17 protein-coding genes are annotated in these 17,684 nt (G+C 75.0%); 11 read left to right on the forward strand and 6 right to left on the reverse strand.

Going from position 1 to position 17,684, the window contains the following annotated elements; translation table 11 throughout:
- Positions 1–306 precede the first annotated feature (306 nt).
- On the reverse strand, positions 307–1,047 hold the full coding sequence (locus tag ABWU78_RS13440) for a lytic polysaccharide monooxygenase (RefSeq protein ID WP_253054166.1): 741 nt from the start codon (positions 1,045–1,047) through the stop codon (positions 307–309).
- Positions 1,048–1,408: 361 nt separating this feature from the next.
- Between ABWU78_RS13440 and ABWU78_RS13445 the strand changes: the two genes are divergently transcribed.
- Genes ABWU78_RS13445 through ABWU78_RS13465 form a run of 5 tightly spaced genes read left to right on the forward strand, consistent with a single transcriptional unit; the run spans position 1,409 to position 5,347 of the window.
- Complete coding sequence (locus tag ABWU78_RS13445; RefSeq protein WP_439158688.1) at positions 1,409–1,765, forward strand: hypothetical protein; 357 nt, start codon at positions 1,409–1,411, stop codon at positions 1,763–1,765.
- Positions 1,766–1,817: 52 nt separating this feature from the next.
- The gene (locus ABWU78_RS13450; protein WP_253054164.1) at positions 1,818–2,399 is read left to right on the forward strand and encodes a hypothetical protein; all 582 of its coding nucleotides are present in this window, start codon (positions 1,818–1,820) and stop codon (positions 2,397–2,399) included.
- A gap of 55 nt (positions 2,400–2,454) precedes the next feature.
- Positions 2,455–3,591: a peptidoglycan-binding domain-containing protein gene (locus ABWU78_RS13455; RefSeq protein WP_253054162.1), complete on the forward strand. Its 1,137-nt coding sequence runs from the start codon at positions 2,455–2,457 to the stop codon at positions 3,589–3,591.
- Positions 3,588–4,232, forward strand: coding sequence for an ABC transporter ATP-binding protein (locus ABWU78_RS13460; RefSeq protein ID WP_253054160.1), 645 nt, complete (start codon positions 3,588–3,590; stop codon positions 4,230–4,232). Before ABWU78_RS13455 ends, ABWU78_RS13460 begins: the two co-directional genes overlap by 4 nt.
- A complete protein-coding gene (locus tag ABWU78_RS13465; RefSeq protein WP_439158689.1) occupies positions 4,229–5,347 on the forward strand; it encodes an FtsX-like permease family protein in 1,119 nt (372 codons plus the stop codon). Before ABWU78_RS13460 ends, ABWU78_RS13465 begins: the two co-directional genes overlap by 4 nt.
- Before the next feature lie 28 nt (positions 5,348–5,375).
- Here the strand turns inward: ABWU78_RS13465 and ABWU78_RS13470 are convergent, their stop codons facing one another.
- Positions 5,376–5,957, reverse strand: a complete 582-nt coding sequence (locus ABWU78_RS13470; protein WP_253054156.1) for a 1-acyl-sn-glycerol-3-phosphate acyltransferase — start codon at positions 5,955–5,957, stop codon at positions 5,376–5,378.
- Positions 5,958–6,107: 150 nt separating this feature from the next.
- On the opposite strand from ABWU78_RS13470, the gene ABWU78_RS13475 reads away from it, so the two are divergent.
- From ABWU78_RS13475 to ABWU78_RS13485, 3 genes are read left to right on the forward strand one after another with little or no spacing between them, the layout of a single operon-like run.
- Positions 6,108–7,319: an ROK family transcriptional regulator gene (locus tag ABWU78_RS13475; RefSeq protein ID WP_253054154.1), complete on the forward strand. Its 1,212-nt coding sequence runs from the start codon at positions 6,108–6,110 to the stop codon at positions 7,317–7,319.
- Positions 7,316–8,266: a polysaccharide deacetylase family protein gene (locus ABWU78_RS13480; protein ID WP_253054152.1), complete on the forward strand. Its 951-nt coding sequence runs from the start codon at positions 7,316–7,318 to the stop codon at positions 8,264–8,266. The genes ABWU78_RS13475 and ABWU78_RS13480 overlap by 4 nt, the downstream gene beginning before the upstream one ends.
- Entirely contained in the window at positions 8,263–9,711 is a 1,449-nt protein-coding gene (locus tag ABWU78_RS13485; protein ID WP_253054150.1) for an MFS transporter, read from the forward strand. The genes ABWU78_RS13480 and ABWU78_RS13485 overlap by 4 nt, the downstream gene beginning before the upstream one ends.
- Before the next feature lie 66 nt (positions 9,712–9,777).
- Here the strand turns inward: ABWU78_RS13485 and ABWU78_RS13490 are convergent, their stop codons facing one another.
- Entirely contained in the window at positions 9,778–10,335 is a 558-nt protein-coding gene (locus ABWU78_RS13490; protein ID WP_253054148.1) for a MarR family winged helix-turn-helix transcriptional regulator, read from the reverse strand.
- Between the two features lie 91 nt (positions 10,336–10,426).
- Here ABWU78_RS13490 and ABWU78_RS13495 point away from each other — a divergent pair, with 91 nt between their 5' ends.
- Together ABWU78_RS13495 and ABWU78_RS13500 are read left to right on the forward strand one after the other, a co-directional pair.
- A complete protein-coding gene (locus ABWU78_RS13495) occupies positions 10,427–11,371 on the forward strand; it encodes an LLM class flavin-dependent oxidoreductase (RefSeq protein ID WP_253054146.1) in 945 nt (314 codons plus the stop codon).
- Positions 11,368–13,698, forward strand: coding sequence for an LLM class flavin-dependent oxidoreductase (locus ABWU78_RS13500; RefSeq protein WP_253054144.1), 2,331 nt, complete (start codon positions 11,368–11,370; stop codon positions 13,696–13,698). The genes ABWU78_RS13495 and ABWU78_RS13500 overlap by 4 nt, the downstream gene beginning before the upstream one ends.
- Positions 13,699–13,731: 33 nt before the next feature.
- Here ABWU78_RS13500 and ABWU78_RS13505 read toward each other — a convergent pair whose 3' ends face one another.
- Positions 13,732–14,952, reverse strand: a complete 1,221-nt coding sequence (locus ABWU78_RS13505) for a benzoate/H(+) symporter BenE family transporter (protein WP_253054142.1) — start codon at positions 14,950–14,952, stop codon at positions 13,732–13,734.
- 88 nt (positions 14,953–15,040) lie between these two features.
- Between ABWU78_RS13505 and ABWU78_RS13510 the strand changes: the two genes are divergently transcribed.
- Positions 15,041–15,661 (forward strand): helix-turn-helix domain-containing protein, encoded by a 621-nt coding sequence (locus ABWU78_RS13510; protein ID WP_253054140.1) that lies wholly within the window; start codon positions 15,041–15,043, stop codon positions 15,659–15,661.
- A 21-nt stretch (positions 15,662–15,682) separates the two neighbouring features.
- On the opposite strand, the gene ABWU78_RS13515 is transcribed toward ABWU78_RS13510, so the two are convergent.
- Together ABWU78_RS13515 and ABWU78_RS13520 are read right to left on the reverse strand one after the other, a co-directional pair.
- The gene (locus ABWU78_RS13515) at positions 15,683–16,981 is read right to left on the reverse strand and encodes a PrsW family intramembrane metalloprotease (protein ID WP_253054138.1); all 1,299 of its coding nucleotides are present in this window, start codon (positions 16,979–16,981) and stop codon (positions 15,683–15,685) included.
- Positions 16,982–17,124: 143 nt separating this feature from the next.
- The gene (locus ABWU78_RS13520) at positions 17,125–17,544 is read right to left on the reverse strand and encodes a transferase (RefSeq protein WP_253054136.1); all 420 of its coding nucleotides are present in this window, start codon (positions 17,542–17,544) and stop codon (positions 17,125–17,127) included.
- Between the last annotated feature and the right edge of the window lie 140 nt (positions 17,545–17,684).

Raw genomic sequence — 17,684 nt, forward strand, 5'->3', positions numbered from 1 at the left:
CTACGCACGACCGGGATCGGGTACGGGAAGTCCCGTACCCGGCGGGCCCGGTTCGCCGGGATCGTGCGCCTGCGCGGTCGTGCCCGCGGGGGCGGAGAGCCCGTCCCGAGCCCCTCGGCGGGTGAAAAACATGTGGGGACCACGTAGCCCGGCCGTCTCCGCAGGGACCGGTCCTCGGCGTCCGGGCGGCGGACCTCGGAGAAACGTCGTGCGTCCGCCGGTCAGGGATGCGCCCGCGGCCGAGAGATGCGCACAGAGGTGCGTCTCCCGGCCGCGAGTGTGCAGCGCTCGGTGAGAGGTGTCAGGTCAGCAGGCGCCGAGGTCCTTCCAGACGCCCCACTGGCCGCTCTGGGCGGGGTTCTCGCCCGTCGTCCACCACTTGGCCTGGTAGGTGCGGCCGTCGTGCGACACCGTGGCGCCGCCGAGGTAGACGGAGCCGGCGGCCCACGCCGGGGCGGTGCACTCCCCGGGCCCGGGGTCGGTGGGCTCCGGGTCGGTCGGCTCGGGGTCCGGATCGTTGCCGCCGGTGCCGTTGACGTTCACGTCGACGCAGTTGTAGAACGCGTTGTTCGTGTCGGCGATGTTCCACCGCGCGAGGATCGTGTGGTTGCCCGACGGCAGGCCGGTGAGCGTGTGCGAGACGTCGTACGCCGGGCGCTTGCCGCCGTCGTTGAACGTCTTGAAGAGCACGCCGTCGACGAAGTACTCCCACGTGCTCGTGGCGTGCGCGACCTCGAGCTCCCACTGGAACGTCACGGTGCTGCCCACGGTCGTCCGCTTCCAGGGCTTGCTGCTGTCGTCGAGGATGGCGAACCGGCTGCCGCCGGAGCACTGCATCGAGCCCTTGACGGCCTCGACGCTCTGCGGCTCGTACTTGATCTCGCCGCAGTCGAACGAGAGCGTGCCGCTGCTGGCGCACTGCTCCTGGCGGCTCGCGGGCGAGGTGATCCAGCCGTGCGCCGAGGCGCTCGGGGCGACCACGACCGGGGCGACGATCGCGGCCGCGCCCACGACGGCGGCGACGAGGGTCGCGCGGAGTCGTCTCATGAGGGTCTCGCTTCCTTGGTCGGGGTGCCGACGGCGGCGCGAAGCCCGGTTCGTCGGCCTTGACCCGACGGACGCTAGGCACGCCCGCTTCCCCGGGCAACGGTTCCGCGAGGATTACGGGAGGTAGGTGATTGCCCCTAAGCACGCCGCCGGGTTGTACGACGGCGCAGGTCAGGACGCACCTGGCGGGTCGAGGAACGCACACGGGAGAGGGGCTGCGGGGCCCGAGGTGTGCGGGGACCCCGTAGCGGGTGGCATCGAGCGGCCACGCATTGGGAAGGGGTGCTTGCATTATCCGAGCAGTGCCCCCTAGCGTCAGGTGGTCGGCGCGTGTGCGCTGGTCGGCAGGGGGTTGACGCAGGTGTCTGGCCTCCGCCGTGTCTTCAGTGAGGGGGCTGAGATGAAGAGAGTTCTCACAGGACTTGTCACGGGCGCACTGGGTGCCGGACTGGTTCTCGGCGGTGCAGGGACGGCTTCCGCCGCGCTGATCGCGGACTACACGGACTGCCCTGCCGACCGTCAGGTCGTCACGCGAGGGAACGCACTCGGCTGGGTCTGGGTGAACGCCAACGACAGGATCGACATCACGTCGGGATCGTCGAAGACTCGGGTCTACGGGATCGTGCGTGCGGGAGTTCGCTTCACGGGCTGGTCCGTGTCGAGCGGCGTCGACGACGACGAGTGGCCCCGGGGGTCGGGTGACTGCAGTGTCCGCTGACCGTCGGGCAGTCGCGCGGGAGGGCGCAGGTCGCGGGTGCCGAGCGCGCAGCGTGCGACGTGCCGTCGTGCTCGTCGCGCTCCTCGGGGGTGCCACGGCGTGCACCGCGGAGCTCCCTGCTCCGGCACCCACGGCGTCCTACGCGCAGCCGGGGTGGATGCTCGAGACCCTGCAGGCCCACGAGCGGCTCGATCGTGCCGTCGCCGCGTGCATGGGAGAACGTGGGCTGCCGTACGCGCAGGCCGAGGTCGACGGGAGCGCGAGCTACTCGGCGGACGGCGTGCCGCCCGCGCAGGTCGAGCGGCTCCAGGCCGCGGCCTACGAGTGCTGGGAGGAGTCCGAGCCGCTCGCCGGCTTCGTCGACTATCCGACGGGGACGGTCTACGACCAGTCCGTCGAGACGTGGGAGTGCCTCGCGGCGCAGGGGTACGACCTGCCGGATCCGCCGTCGAAGGCGTCGTGGGTCGAGGGGTTCGACGCCGGCGAGGAGGTCTGGGCGCCCTACATGGACCTCTACGAGCAGGATCCCGAGATCGAGGAGTCGGAGTGGTTCCGGCTCAAGGGGATCTGTGTCGAGTCCGGAATCGTCTTCTCTCCTGATCTCAGCGACCCACCGGCGGGGCTCGGGTCGTGATCTCGGCACCGGAGCGAGACGCTAGGAGTCGAGCCCGACGCGGCAGGACGGCTCCGTGAGAGCGGCACGTCGGTCGTGGCGCACCACGACGGGCTGGGTCCTCGCGGTGCTGGTGGCGCTCGGCGCCGGAGCGTGGGCGGGGCGAGCGACGCTCGCCCCGCCCACGGTCGAGACCGCCTCGGTGGAGGCGCTCACCTACACCGTGGCGGAGGAGACCGTCGGGCACTCAGTGAGCGTGCCCGTCACGGTGACCTGGCCGACGGCGGACCTCGTTGCCGGGGCGAGTACCGGCACGGTCACGACGGTCGACGTGGAGCCGGGCGCGACGGTCGCGGCCGGGGACCGGCTCCTCACGGTCGGGCTGCGCCCCGTCGTCGTCCTCGCGGGCAGTGTGCCCGCCTTCCGCGACCTCGGCGCGGGTACCGAGGGGCAGGACGTCGCCCAGCTCCAGGCGTACCTCCGCGAGGCCGGGTACCTGACGGCGCGTCGCGGCGACGGCGTCTTCGGGCCCGCGACCGAGCGCGCGGTGCGCGCGTGGCAGAAGGATGCCGGGTTCCCGGTCGACGGTGTCGTGCGCACGGGCGACGTCTACTTCGTCACCGACCTCCCGGCCAGGATCGTGCTCGATCCGGGTGTGGTCGTCGGCGCGGTGCTCGCGCCGGGCGAGCGCCTGGTGTCGACGATCACCGGGGACCCGGTCTTCGAGATGGTGCTGAGCGTCGAGCAGGCGTCGCTCGTCCCCACGAGCGGTCCTGCGCGCGTGCGGAGCGGCGAGTCGACCTGGGACGCCACGATCTCGTCCGCGACGAGCACGAGCGACGGGTCGCTGCGGCTGCTGCTCACGGCGCCCGACGGAGGCCCGGTGTGCGGGTCGGACTGCGCCGCGCTCGACGTCGTGCGGGCCGTCGAGGGCGGGACCGCCGGCGGCGGACCTGCGCCATCCGCTGACGTGGTCGCGTCCGTCGTCCTCGACGGAGAGATCGTCGTCGTCGAGGAGGCGACCGGGCCTACGGTGCCCGCCGCGGCGCTGCGCACGCGGGCGGACGGCTCCGTGCAGGTCGTCGTGGAGGACGGCACCGCCGACGGGCGCGAGGCCGCGGTGACGATCGTGTCGAGCGGTTCGGGCCGTTCGGTGGTGGAGGGCGTCGAGGTCGGCGACGTCGTCCGACTCTTCGAGGCGGACACGGGGTGACCGTCCTGGCGACGGACGGTCTGACGTTCGCGTACCGCCACGGCACGCCGCCCGTCATCGACGACCTGACGACCGCCTTCGCGCCCGGTGCCGTGACTGCCGTGACGGGGCCGTCCGGGTCGGGCAAGTCGACGCTGCTGTACGTGCTCGCCCTGATGCTGCGTGCCGAGAGCGGCGAGGTGCTGTGGGACGGCGAGCCGGCGTCGGGCCTGGCAGACGCGGAGGCGGCACGACTGCGCGCTGCCCACGTCGGTTTCGTGTTCCAGGACGCGATGCTCGACCCGGCGCGTTCGATCCTGGACAACGTGTGCGAGTCGGCGCTCTTCGCCGGGATGGGGACTCGTGCCGCACGGTCGCGGGCCGAGGAGCTCCTGGCGAGGTTCGGCGTCGGACACCGGGCGACCCACCGACCCGGCGAGATCTCCGGAGGCCAGGCGCAGCGCGTCGCTCTGTGCCGCGCGCTGCTCACGTCGCCGCGCGTCCTCTTCGGCGACGAGCCGACCGGGAACCTCGATCACGCGTCGGCGCGTGTCGTGTGGGAGGCGCTCGTCGAGCACGCGCGCGACGGCGCGACCGTGGTGGTCGCGACGCACGACGAGGAGCTCGCGGCCGAGGCGGACCACCGGCTGGTGCTCTCGTGAGCACGTCCCGCGCGCCCGGCAGCCCACGTCCGACGGCGCTCGTCCGCGACGGCGTCCGGTCCGCGTTGGCGCAACCGGTCGCGACCCTCACGACGGCGGTCGTCGTCGCCGTCGTCTGCCTCGTCGTGCTCGCGACGACCGGGCAGTCTGCGGCGGGGGAGCGCGCCGTCATGGCGACGATCGACTCGACCGGTACGCGACTGGTCACGGCGGCGGACGCCAAGGGCGACGCCGGCGTCGCCGCGGACGGCGTCGCGGCCCTGGCACGGATCGACGGCGTCACATGGGCCTTCGGGACCGGTTCGGCGACGGACGTGCGCAACGCGGACGCCACGGCGCGTGACGTCGTCCCGCTGCGGGCTCTGTACGGGTCTCTTCCCGCCGACGTCGGTACGGTCTCCGGGCGCGCGCCGGCGGAGGGCGAGGCCGTCGTCGGCGTGGACGCGGCGAGAGCGCTGGGGCTCGTGGACGGGGTCGGCGTCCTCACCGACGGCGTGCGGTCGTGGGAGGTCGTCGGGGTGGTCGACGCGGCGGGTCCGCTCGCGTCGCTGCGCGAGACGGCGCTCGTCGCCACCGACCCGGCGGGTCACGAGGTGCGCTACGTCTACGCGATGGCGCGCGACGTCGCGACCGTCCCCGCGCTGGCGCGGCTGCTCCCCGACGTGCTGCCCGCACGGTCGCCCGGTGGCGTCGTGGTCGAGGAACCCACGGGTGCGATCGCGCTGCGGGACGTCGTCGCCGGTCAGCTCGGCGCGGCGTCGCGACGGCTCATGACGACGGTCCTCGCCGTCGGCCTCGTGATCGTGTGCGCGACGGTGTTCGGTGCGGTCTCGGCCCGGCGACGGGACTTCGGACGACGACGTGCGCTCGGCGCGACGCGCAGCGCGATCGTGGTCCTCGTGCTCGTCCAGACGGCGGTCGCGGCGTCCCTGGGAGTGGCCTTCGGCGCGGCGGCAGGCGCGGCGACGGTGGTCGTGCTCGCGGGCGAGCTCCCGTCAGCGTCGTTCCTGGTCGGCGTCGCGGTGCTCGCCCTGGCCGTCTGCGTCGTCGGCGCGGTCCCTCCCGCGGTCGTCGCCGCTCGACGGGACCCGGTGCGGATCCTCCGGGTTCCCTGAGCGCGGCGGGCCGGCCGATGCGCGGGCGTCAGGCGGCCGCGTCCTCCTCGCGGAGCCGCGGCTCGGTGCGCAGCGCCGGGCGGAGGCCGGACTTGTCGGCGTAGAACGCGCGCACGACGTCCATGTCGGCGCGCACGTCGCCCGTGAGCTCGATGGTCGGGCCGAGGCCGGTCGTCATGGTGGTGCGGTCGACGTACCCGAGGGTCACCGGCAGGTGCGCCTCGCGCGCGATCCGGTAGAAGCCCGACTTCCAGTACGACCCCGCGCCGCGCGTGCCCTCGGGCGTCACGACGAGCGAGAACACCTCGCCGGCGCGGAGGCGCGCGACGACGTCGGCCACGACCCGGCTCGGATCGCGCCGGTCGACGGGGATGCCGCCGAGCGCGCGCATGAGCGGGCCGGCCGGGCCCGCGAACAGCGTGTGCTTGCCGAGCCAGCGCACGTGGATGCCCGTGCTCCAGGCGATGGCGAGCATGAGGACGAAGTCCCAGTTCGACGTGTGCGGGGCGCCGACGAGGAGCGTCGGGCGGCGGGTGTCGTACGGCTCGGAGCGCAGGGACCACCGGCTGGTCGCCCAGTAGGCGCGGGCGAGGGCTCGGCGGATCACCACGCCACGGTACAGGCCGTCCACAGGGAGACCGGTTGCCGTCGACAACCTCCGGGACCTTGGTTAGTCTCCGGGCGGGTAGGGAACTTCCCGCTCTACCCGCACGGCCCCGGACATGTCTGATCGACCCACCCACTGCTCGACGGAGACCAGATGGACACCACTCCCGCCGGTACGCCCGCCCTCCTGCGCACCCTCAACGCACGCGCCGTGCTCGACGTGCTCGGCACGGGCGCGCGGGTCGCGCGGCCCGACGTCGTCTCGGCGACCGGTCTGTCCAAGACGACCGTGGCGCAGACGCTGCGGGCGCTCGAGGCCACGGGCGTGGTCACGGAGGCCGGGCTCGACCGGGACCGGCGGGGGCCCGCCGCGACGCTGTACCGCGTCGACCCGGACTACGCGTTCGGGCTGGGCATCGACGTCGCGCGCGACCGGGTGCGGGTCGCGCTCGTCGACGTCACGGGTGCGATCCGGGCCCGTGCGGAGCGCCGGGACGTCAAGCCGACGACGACGGCGCGCGCCCGTGCGGCCGCGGAGCTCGCCCGCGCGTGCGTGAGCGACGCCCAGGCGCGGCTCGCGGAGGGGCCGACGATCGAGGTGACGCGCGCGGTCGCGGCCGTCCCGCTGATCGTCGGGTCGGACCTGCGGACGATCCGCCGCGTCCCCGGCTACGAGAAGGGCGGGACCGAGCTCGTCGACGCGCTCGAGGACGCCCTCGGGTGCCCGGTGACCCTCGAGAACGACCTCAACCTCGCGGCGCTCGCCGAGCAGCGCGACGGCGCCGCGGCCGGGGCGCGCTCGTTCGTCGTGCTCGGGCTGGGCGACGGCTTCGGGGCCGGGCTGGTGCTCGACGGGAAGCTCCACCGCGGGTTCGCGGGCGGTGCCGGCGAGGTCTCGTTCCTGCCGCACCCCGCCCGAGCGCTGGGCTCCGAGGCGCTGGGGGCGTCGTCCCTCGCGTCGCTCGCGAAGGAGCACGGCCTGCCCGACGACGTGACCGTCAAGGACGTCGTGGACCGGGCCGAGCACGGCGACGGCGCCTCGAACGACGTGCTCGACGAGGTCGCCGAGCGGATCGGGGTCGTCGCCGCGTCGGTGGCGCTCGTGGTGGAGCCGGAGCTCTTCGTCCTCACCAACCAGGCGGCGCGCGCGCCGATCGCGGACCGCGTGACGCGCTTCCTCGCGGAGAAGATCGCCGTCCTCCCCGTCCGGGTCGTCTCGTCGGACCTCACGTGCGACGCCGTCGTGGTGGGGGCCGCCCGCTCGGCCAGCGACGCGCTGCGCGACGAGGTGTTCCGCTCCGCCGCCGCCCACCCCGCGCCGGGCGAGGGCGACATCGCCGACGAGCGCGAGGAGGCGGCGTCGTGACCGCGGCAGCACCGGGCGGCGGAGCGCCGCCGTCGGACCTGGTCTCCCGGCTGGGCCTCGCCGCCGACGCGCGCGCGATCATCCTCAACGCCGACGACTACGGCATGTGCCGCGCCGCCAACCGCGCGGTCTCCGAGCTCCTCCTCGCGGGGCACGTCGACTCCGCGACGGTCATGGTCCCGTGCGGGTGGGCGCCGGACGCGCTCGCGTTCGCGGCCGCGCACCCCGTCGACGTGGGCGTGCACCTCGTGCTGACCAGCGAGTGGACGCGGTACCGGTGGCGCCCGCTCACCGGCACGGGCACGTCCCTGGTCGACGACGCGGGCTACTTCCCGCGCGACGTGCTGACCGTCGAGCGCCAGGCGCGCGTCGAGGACGTCGTCGCCGAGCTCACGGCCCAGCTCGACGCGGCGCTCGCGGCCGGGGTCGACGTCTCGCACCTCGACAACCACATGGGCTCCGTCTACGGGCTCGAGACGGGGCGCTCGTTCCTGCCGCAGGTCTTCGAGCTCGCCGCCCGGCACCGGCTGCCGTTCCGTCTGCCCCGCACGACCGACGGGATGGTGCTGCCCCCGGGCGACTTCCAGCCGCTGCTCGACGAGGCGACGGCCGCCGCGGACGCGCTCGGCGTCGTCCTGGTCGACCGGCTCTGGACCCACCCGTTCGAGCTCGACGGCGCCGGGACGGTCGAGGAGGAGGACTACGAGGACGTCCGGGCCGACTTCCTCGACCTGCTGCGCCGCGTCCCGTCCGGCGTGACCGAGATCTTCCTCCACCCCATGCTCGACGACGACGAGCTCGGCGACGTCGCCGACTACGGCGTCGCGAAGCGCGGCTTCGAGCACCGGCTCCTCGCGGACCCGGCCGTCGCGGCCGTGATCGCCGAGGAGGGCATCGTCCGCGTCGGCTGGCGGGACCTGCGCGCGGTGCAGCGGGGCGAGCGGTGAGCGCCCCGCAGCCGGCGCCGTCGGGCAGCGTGCCGACGGCGGGCGGAGGGCTGCTCGCCCGGACGCGGGACCGCCGGCTCGTCGGCGCGCCCTCGCGCGCACGGACGATCGCCTACGGAGCGTCCGCGTTCCCCTCGAACCTGCTCATGCAGACGTTCTCCGCGTTCGTCGTCTACTTCTACGTCGACCACCTCGGCGTGCGCGCGGGCTGGGTCGCGGGCGCGATGGTCGCGCACGGCATCCTCAACGCCCTGCTCAACCCGCTCGTCGGCGCCGCCTCCGACCGGCGTCGCACGCGGTGGGGCCGCCGCGTCCCCTGGATCGTGCTCGGGATCGTGCCGCTCGTCGTCGCGTTCGCGCTCGTGTGGATGCCGCCCGCCGTCGGCCCCGTCGGCCTCGTCGTGTGGTTCCTCGTCGTCGTGGCCCTGTTCGACGTCGCGTACGTCGTCGTCGCGCTCAACATCTCGGCGCTGTTCCCCGAGATCTTCCGCACGACGGCGGAGCGCGCCCGCGGGAACACCCCGCGCCAGATCTTCGGCCTCGTCGGGATGATCCTGGGCACCGCCGGCGCGCCCCTGCTGTACGGCACGCTCGGGTGGACCTGGATGGCGCTGCTGCTCGCGGTCGTGAGCCTCGCGTTCTTCGTGTGGTCCCTCGCCGGCATGGTCGAGCGCCCGGTCGACGTCGCGACCGTGCGCGAGCGCGAGGCCGCCGTCGGGCTGGGGGACCAGCTCCGGTACACGTTCGCCAACCGGGCGTTCGTCACCTACGTGCTCGGGTCGCTCCTGCTCCAGAGCACGACCGCGATCGTGCTCGCCGCGATCCCGTTCTACGTGCGGTACACGCTGGGCGGCGCCGAGGCCGACGCGACGCTGCTGCTCGCCCCGATCTTCGTCGCCGCGATCCCGTCGATCGTCGGGTGGTCGTGGGTCGTGCGGCGCATCGGCCCGCGCTCGGCCATGCTGTGGGTCGTCGCCGTGTACGGCCTCGCGACGTGCCTCTACCTGATCCCGTCCACCGTCCTCGGCGCCGCGCTCGCCGGCCTCGCCGTGGGCGTCGGCGTCGCGGGCCTCATGCAGGTGCTCGAGGTGGCGCTGGCGCAGGTCATCGACGACGACGAGCGCCGCACCGGCCTGCGCCGCGAGGGCATGTACTTCGGCGCCAACGGGTTCGTCGTGCGCGGGTCCGTCATCGTCCAGGCCGTGCTCGTCGCCGGAGTGCTCTCGGCCAGCGGGTACGTCGAGGGCGCGGGCGACGTCGTGCAGCCGGACAGCGTCGCGACGGGCGTGCGCCTCCTCCTCGGCGGCGTGCCCGTGGTCCTCGCCGCGCTCGCGTTCGTGTGCTTCTGGTTCTACCCCCTCCGCGGCCACGACTCCGACGACACCGACGCCGCCCTCACCGAGGCCGACGCCTCGCCCACCGCGGCCGACCCGCTCCCGAGGTAGAACCCCGCCCGCGCGAGGTAGAGCCGTGGTTGCACGCGGTGCAACCCGGGTCGCGCGACCAGGGTTCTACCTCGGTCGAGCGGGGGTCTGCTTCGGCGGAGTGGTGTTGCCGAGGGTGTGCTCGGCGACGGTGCAGGGGTCGGTGGTGGCGTCGACGTCGCGCAGGTCGCACGCGACGCGGCGCATGAGTGTGCGGAAGGCGCTGCGCTCGTCGGGGGAGAGCATGTCGAGGAGGTGCTCCTCGGCGTCGTGCACGGCGGAGGCCCACCCGGCGAGCCGACGGCGGCCTTCGGGCGTCGCGACGACGCGGCGCGCGCGGCGGTCGGCGGGGTTCTGCTGCCGCTCGACGAGGCCTGCGGCGACGAGGTCGTCGACGAGGTAGGTCATGACGGTCCGGTCGATGCCGTGGTGCTCGGCGAGCGCGAGCTGGGTGGGGTGGTCGCCCTGTGCGACGGTGACGAGGACCTGGTAGCCACGCGTGCCGTGGGGGACGTCGTCGAGGGCCTGCTCGACCGTCGCGCGGTAGGCACGCAGGAGCACGCCGAGGTGCCAGCCGAGGTCCTCGAGGCGCCCGGGGAGCTCGGCCGGGCCGGTGGGTGCGGCGGTCGTCGTGGTCGTGCTCATCCGCCCAGCCTACCGCCGGGAATGCGGTTGCACCACCTATCTGTTACAGATATGTTCTGCTCAACAACGCATTCCGAGATCGCGAGGAGCTATGCCCGACTACGGCCACGACCTGCGCTTCGGGTCCTTCGTCACGCCCACCGCCGCGGCGCCGCACCAGGCCGTCGCGCTGGCTCAGCTCTCCGAGGAGGTGGGGCTGGACCTCGTCACGTTCCAGGACCACCCGTACCAGGCGGCGTTCCTCGACACGTGGACGCTGATGTCCTGGGTCGCCGCGCGCACCGAGCGCGTCCGGATCGCGGGCAACGTGCTCAACCTGCCGCTGCGCCCGCCGGCCGTGCTCGCGCGGGCCGTGGCGAGCCTCGACCGGCTCTCGGGCGGGCGCGTCGAGCTGGGGCTCGGCGCGGGCGGGTTCTGGGACCCGATCGTCGCCATGGGCGGCGAGCGCCTGACACCGGGGGAGTCGGTCGACGCGCTCTCCGAGGGCATCGACGTCGTCCGCGGGCTGTGGGACACGTCGACCCGAGACCGCCTCGTCGCAGGCGGGACGCACCACCGCGTCGACGGGCCCAAGCGTGGGCCCGCACCCGCGCACGACGTGGAGATCTGGGTCGGCGCGCTCAAGCCCCGCATGCTGCGCCTCGTCGGGGCGAAGGCCGACGGCTGGCTCCCGTCGCTCGCGTACCTGCAGAGCTTCGAGGCGCTGGCGCAGGGCAACGCGACGATCGACGCCGCCGCCGAGGCCGCGGGTCGTGATCCGCGCGCCGTGCGTCGGCTGCTCAACGTCGGCGGCCGGTTCACCGCCGACGGCGGTGCGGGCTTCCTCCAGGGCTCGCCGCGCCAGTGGGCCGAGCAGGTCGCGGAGGTGACGCTCGAGCACGGCGTGTCCACGTGGATCGTCGCGGGCGACGACCCGACGACGCTCGCCGTCGTCGGTCAGGAGGTCGCCCCCGCGGCGCGCGAGCTGGTCGCGGCCGCGCGGGGCGCCGGCGGCCCGGCCTCGGGCGCCACGACCGACGGCGAGGTCCGCGCATGACCGACTACGGCCACCCGCTCCGGCTCGGCACGTTCGTCACGCCCTCGGCGCAGGACCCGGACGCGACGGTCGGGCTCGCGCGTCTCGCCGAGGACCTCGGCTACGACCTCGTGACGTTCCAGGACCACCCCTACCAGCCGCGCTTCCTCGACACGTGGACGCTGCTGTCGTACGTCGCGTCCACGACGGAGCGCATCCACGTCGCGCCCGACGTCGTCAACGTCCCGATGCGCCAGCCCGGGGTGCTCGCGCGCGCGGCGGCGAGCCTCGACCTGCTGTCCGACGGGCGCGTCGACCTCGCCCTGGGTGCCGGCGCGTTCTGGGACGCCATGGTCTCGATGGGCGTCGAGCGGCTCACCCCGGGCGAGTCGGTCGACGCGCTCGCCGAGGCGATCGAGGTGATCCGCGCGATCTGGGGCGAGGACGGTGCCGGCGATCTGTTCGTCCCCGGGCGCCACCACCGGCTCGACGGCGCGACCCCCGGCCCGGGCACCACGCGCCGCATCCCCGTGTGGCTGGGCGCGCTCGGCCCCCGCATGCTGCGCCTCGTCGGCGAGAAGGCCGACGGCTGGCTCCCGTCGCTGGGTCGCATCGGCCTGGACGGGCTGCGCGCGGGCAACGCGCGCATCGACGAGGCCGCGACCGCCGTCGGGCGCGACCCGCGCGAGGTCACGCGCCTGCTCAACGTGTCCGGGACCTTCGGGGCGGACGACGGCGGTGGCGGCCTGGGCGGCGCGCCCGACCTCGCCGGACCGCCCGAGGCCTGGGTGGAGCGGCTCGTGCCGCTCGTCCTGGAGGAGGGCGTCTCGACGCTGATCCTCGCGACCGACGACGAAAGCACGACCCGCCGGTTCGCCGAGGAGGTCGCGCCCGCGCTGCGCGACGCGGTCGCCGCCGGGCGTGCCGCGCGCGGGACCGACACGTCGCGCGTCGTGCCGCTCGCCGTCCGCACGGCGCGCCGTCCGGGCATCGCGTACGACGACGTCCCCGCCCCGCTCGCGGAGCGCGCGGTCGAGCCCGGGGACGCGGCGTACGCGGGCGTGCGCTCGAACTACCTGCGCGGCGGCTCACCCGGGCTCGTGCTCCGCCCGCGCGACACCGCCGAGGTGGTCGAGGCGCTCGCCTTCGCACGCGCCCAGCCGGTGACGCGCACCGTGCCGCTGTCCGTCCGCTCCGGCGGCCACGGCATCAGCGGGCGCTCGACGAACGACGGCGGGATCGTCCTCGACCTGGGCGCGCTCGACGCCGTCGAGGTGCTCGACGACGCCGCGCGCCTCGTGCGCGTCGGGCCCGGCGCACGCTGGGGCGAGGTCGCGGCGGCGCTCGCGCCGCGGGGCTGGGCGATCACGTCCGGCGACTACGGCGGCGTCGGTGTGGGCGGGCTCGCGACCGCGGGCGGCATCGGCTTCCTCGGCCGCGCCCACGGTCTGACGATCGACCACGTGCGCGCCGTCGAGGTCGTGCTCGCCGACGGGTCGGTGGTGCGGGCGAGCGCGGAGGAGAACCCGGACCTGTTCTGGGCCGTGCGCGGCGCGGGGTCGCAGGTCGGGATCGTGACGTCGTTCGAGCTCGTCGCGGACGAGGTGTCCGCGGTGGGGTTCGCGCAGATGGTGCACGACGCCTCCGACCTCGCCGGGTTCCTCGAGCGCTGGGGTGCGACGGTCGAGGCGTCGCCGCGCGACACGACGAGCTTCCTGATCGTCGGGCGCCCGCGGCCGGGGCAGCCGGTCGTCGCACAGTCCATGACCATGGTCGACTCCGACGACCCCGACACCGTCCTCGCCCGGCTGCAGCCGTTCGCGGCGATCTCCCCGCTGCTCGCGCAGGCGACGGCGCAGATCGTGCCGTACGACGCCGTCGTCTCCGCGCCCGCGCCCGGCCCGCACGGCGGTCAGGGCGAGCCGGTGTCGCGCTCCGGCCTGCTGGAGCACCTCACGCCCGAGGCGGCGGCCCGGCTCGCGGGCCTCGTCGCGAGCGGCGACACGTACTTCTTCCAGATCCGCTCGACCGGCGGCGCGGCGTCGGACGTCCCGGTGGACGCGACGGCGTACGCGCACCGGTCCGCGAACTTCTCGGTCGTGGCGATGGGAGCGAGCCGCTCCCGGCTCGACGCGCGCTGGGACGCGCTGGCGGACGTGTTCGAGGGCATGTACCTGAGCTTCGACACCGACAGCCGCCCCGAGCGGGTGACGGACGCGTTCCCGCCCGCGACCTTGGAGCGACTGCGCGAGGTCAAGCGCCGCGTCGACCCGACGAACGTCTTCCGCGACAACCTCCCCGTCCTCGGACCGGACCCGCTCGAGCCAGCACCGGCACCCGCGAGGTAGAACACCCCGTCGCGAGGTAGAGGACGCAGGGTTCTACCTCGCGACGGGGTGTTCTACCTCGCGGGGGTCCGGGTTCTTGTTCGGCGGCCGACGGCGAGCCGTGAGCACCGCGTGGACGGTGAGCCCGGCGAGGATCGCCCAGAACGCGGCGGCGATGCCGGCGACGACGACGCCGCTCGCCGCGACGAGGAACGTCACGACGGCCGCCTCGCGACCGCGCGGCTCGGCGACGGCGCCCGCGACGGCCGCGCCGAGCGTCGCGACGAGCGCGAGCCCCGCCGCAGCCTCGACGAGGCCCGCGGGCGCGGCGGCGACGAGCGCGGCGAGGCCGGCGGAACCGACGGCGAGCACGAGGTACGCCCACCCGGCGGTGTGGGCGGCGAGCCAGCGGCGCCGGGGGTCGGGGTGCGCCTCGGGCCCCGCGGCGAGCGCGGCGGAGATCGCCGCGAGGTTGATCGTGTGGCCGCCCGCCGTCGCCCCGGCGAGAGTCGCGAGCCCGGTGACGGTCATCGTCTCGCGCCACGGCACGCGATAGCCGAACGACGCCATGACGGCGACACCCGGCACGTTCTGCGACGCCATCGTCACGACGTAGAGCGGGACCGCGAGCCCGACCACCGCCTGCCACGAGAGCGTGGGCGCCGTGAGGTCGAGGCGCGGGACGGCGTCGGACCACGTGAGCGTGCCGCCGTGCACGGCCTCGTACCCGACGATCGCGAGCGTCACCGCGAGCGCTGCGGGCGCCGCCCAGCGCGGCGCGACCCGCAGCAGGACAAGCCACGTGACGATCACCGGCGCGACGAGCAGCGGTGTCGCGACGACCGCGCGCACGGGAGCGAGGCACAGCGTGAGGAGCACGCCGGCGAGCATCGCCTGGGCGATCGGGGTCGGGATGGCGGCGACGAGGTCGCCCAGTCGCGGCCAGAGCGCGGTGAGCAGCACGAGCCCGCCGACGACGCAGAAGGCCCCGACCGCGGCGGGCCACCCGCCCGCGACGGCGCCCGTGCTCACGAGCAGCGCGGCGCCGGGCGTGGACCACGCGAGCGTGAGGGGGGTGCGGTGCCGGGTGGTCAGCCAGAGGATCCCGACGGCCTGCGTGACGCACAGGGCGAGGAGCCCCGAGGCCGCCTGGTCGGGGGTCGCGCCGACGGCGCGCAGCCCGGCGAGCACGACGGCGAACGAGCTCGTGAAGCCGACGAGCGCGGTCACGAGGCCGGCGAGGACGGGGCGCAGGCGGTCCGGGGCGGGGTCCATGCTGCTCCTGGCGGACGGCGGAGGAAGCGTTCTGTTCATGGAACGGTAGCAGAGGCCTCGCGACACTCGCGCCGGTAGGCTGCGGCCCGTGAGCGACGGGGCGGGGCGCGCGGAAGGTCAGCCGGACGAGGACACCGGGGGGGCGCCTGGGCGCCCGCCGGAACGGGCCGGGGACGGGACGCTCGCGGCGGTCGCCGCGCAGCTCCGTGCGCTGCGTGCGGAGCGAGGCCTCTCCCTCTCGGCGCTCGCCGCCGCGGCGGGCATCGGCAAGGGCTCGCTCTCCGAGATCGAGCACGGCGCGCGCAACCCGACGCTCGCGACCCTCTACGCGCTGGCCGGGGCGCTCGGCGTCCCGCTCGCGACGCTCCTCGCCGAGCGGGCGGGCACGGAGGTGTCGTCCGAGGGCGTCACCGCGCGCCTGCTCGATGCGCACCACCTGCCCGGCGGCACGGCCGTCGAGATCTACCACCTGCACCTCGAGGCCCACGCGGACCGGACCTCGCCGCCCCACGGGCCGGGCGTCGTCGAGCACCTGCTCATCACGCGCGGTCGCCTGCGTGCCGGGCGCCACGGGGCGGAGGCGGTCGTCGAGGAGGGCGACGAGCTGCGCTGGGTGTCGGACGCCGACCACTCCTACCGGGCGCTCGACGGCGCCCCGGTCGACGCGGTGCTCGTCATCCGGACGCCGCCCCGCGGCGGCGCCGGGTAGTCGTCGGCGGAGTCCGCCGGGCTAGTACGCGCCCTGGCCGGGCACCCACGCGTCGGTCGTGAAGCCGGACGGCGCGCCCGGGGACCACGGTGCGGGCGGCGGCTGAGGCGTCCGCACGAGGAACGCCTGGCGCGCCGTGAGCATGAGCTGCAGCAGCGCGCGGCGCTGCCCCTCGACGCGCCACGCCTCGACCGCACCGCGCGCGACGCGGTCGTGGAGCAGCGCGAGCTCGGTCGCCGCCTGCTGGTAGTCCCGCATGGCGTGCGCGGCGCCGGCACCACCCGTGCGACGCGCCCAGTCGCGCGCCTGCCGACGTGCGGCGAGCGTCGAGAGCATCGTGAGGTCGGCCGGTGTGACCAGCCCGGTCGGGACGTACGGCACGAGCTGGCGCTGGATCGTCGCGACCGTGCGGCGCCGGTCCCGCACGAGCAGGACGATCAGCGTGACCAGCACCCCGAGCCCGGCGAGGTAGGCGACCCCGAGCGCGAGCGTGCCGAACCCCGTCGAGGCGTTCCACAGCATGTGGAGCGCGACGGCCGCCGCCAGACCGCCGATCGGCGCGAGGACCCGGCGCGGGCCGGGCGGGCTCGTGGCCGCGCTCGCGACGCCGAGGCCCGTGAGCGCCGTGCACAGCGGGTGCAGCAGGGGAGTGACGAGCGCGCGGAGCACGAACGTCGGGCCGAGCGTGCCGTCCTGCGCCGCCATGATGAAGTACGTGACGTTCTCGACCGCCGCGAACCCGAGCGCGACCATCGCGGCGTAGATGACGCCGTCGGTCCAGCCGTCGATCTCGTGCCGGCGGAACCACAGCATCCCGAACAGCACCGCGCCCTTGAGGATCTCCTCGACGAACGGCGCCCCGAACGACGCGACGACGTACCAGCCGACCTCCTCGCCGAACAGCGGCGCGGTGAGGAGCTCCAGGCCGAGCGTGTTGAGGATCCCCGCGACGAGCGTCGCGATCCCGGCGCCCCACAGGAACGCCACGACGAGCGCGCTCGGCGGCTCCGGCTCGAGGCGGTCGAGCGCGAGCACGACCGGCACCCAGATGCCGAGCGGCACGAGCGCCAGCAGCAGGCCGACGGTGAACGTCCCGACCCCGGACAGCGCCGCGAGCACCAGGCCGACCAGCAGGCACAGGCTCGCGACCGCGATCGTCACGATCACGCCCACGCGAGCCCGGCCCGGCGGCCGGCCCTCGAGCACGGCGCGCGGGTCGAGCGGCCCCACGGCGCCCGCGGGCCCCTGCGGGTGCGGGTGCACCGGCGTCGGCTGCGGGTGCGGCGGGGGGACGGCGGGGCCGTGCGGCGGGAAGGTCACGGTCGGCAAGGCTACGCACCCGACCGCCGCGACGGAAGGACGTCCACGGGCCGCGGCGCCGAACCCGGGGCCGTGGGTGCCCCGCGGCGTCGAACCCGGGACGTCCCCGGGTTCGACGCCGGCGACCCCGGGTTTGGCGGTGCTCAGGCGGCGACGTCGTACCCCGAGCGGACGCCGCCCCGGCGGCGCACGGTCGCGTCGTCGGGGACGATCTCGTCCGGCGGGACGACGGCGCCCGGCTCCACGAGCACGCGGCGCCCGACGCGCGCGCCGCTGCCGACGCGGGCGCGGTCGCCGACCCGGGTCTCGGGGCAGAGGCGCACGTTGTCGCCGATGCGGACGTCCCGGCCGAGGGTGACGTCGCGGTCGATCCAGCTTCCCTCGCCGAGCTGCGAGCCGTACCCGACGACGGCTCCCTTCTCGACGTACGTGCCCGACCCGACGGGGACGGACTCGGGGACGCGGGCGTGCGGCGACACGAGGCCGCCGCCGGTGTGGCGCTCGTAGTGCATGATCTCGCCGTAGTCGTTCTCTACCTGGACACGGCGTGCGAGGCGGGCCATGTGACCTCCTCAGGGTCTGTCGGCGGTGTTCTGCTGACATAACGTCGGAGCGGTGCCCAGGATTCCAGCCCCCCGCGGCGAGGTAGAGCCCTGGTCGCGCGAGGTAGAGCCCCGGTCTGCCGAGGTAGAGCCGTGGTTCT

This window comes from Cellulosimicrobium sp. CpK407 (assembly GCF_051844275.1).
GTDB lineage: Bacteria > Actinomycetota > Actinomycetes > Actinomycetales > Cellulomonadaceae > Cellulosimicrobium > Cellulosimicrobium cellulans_G.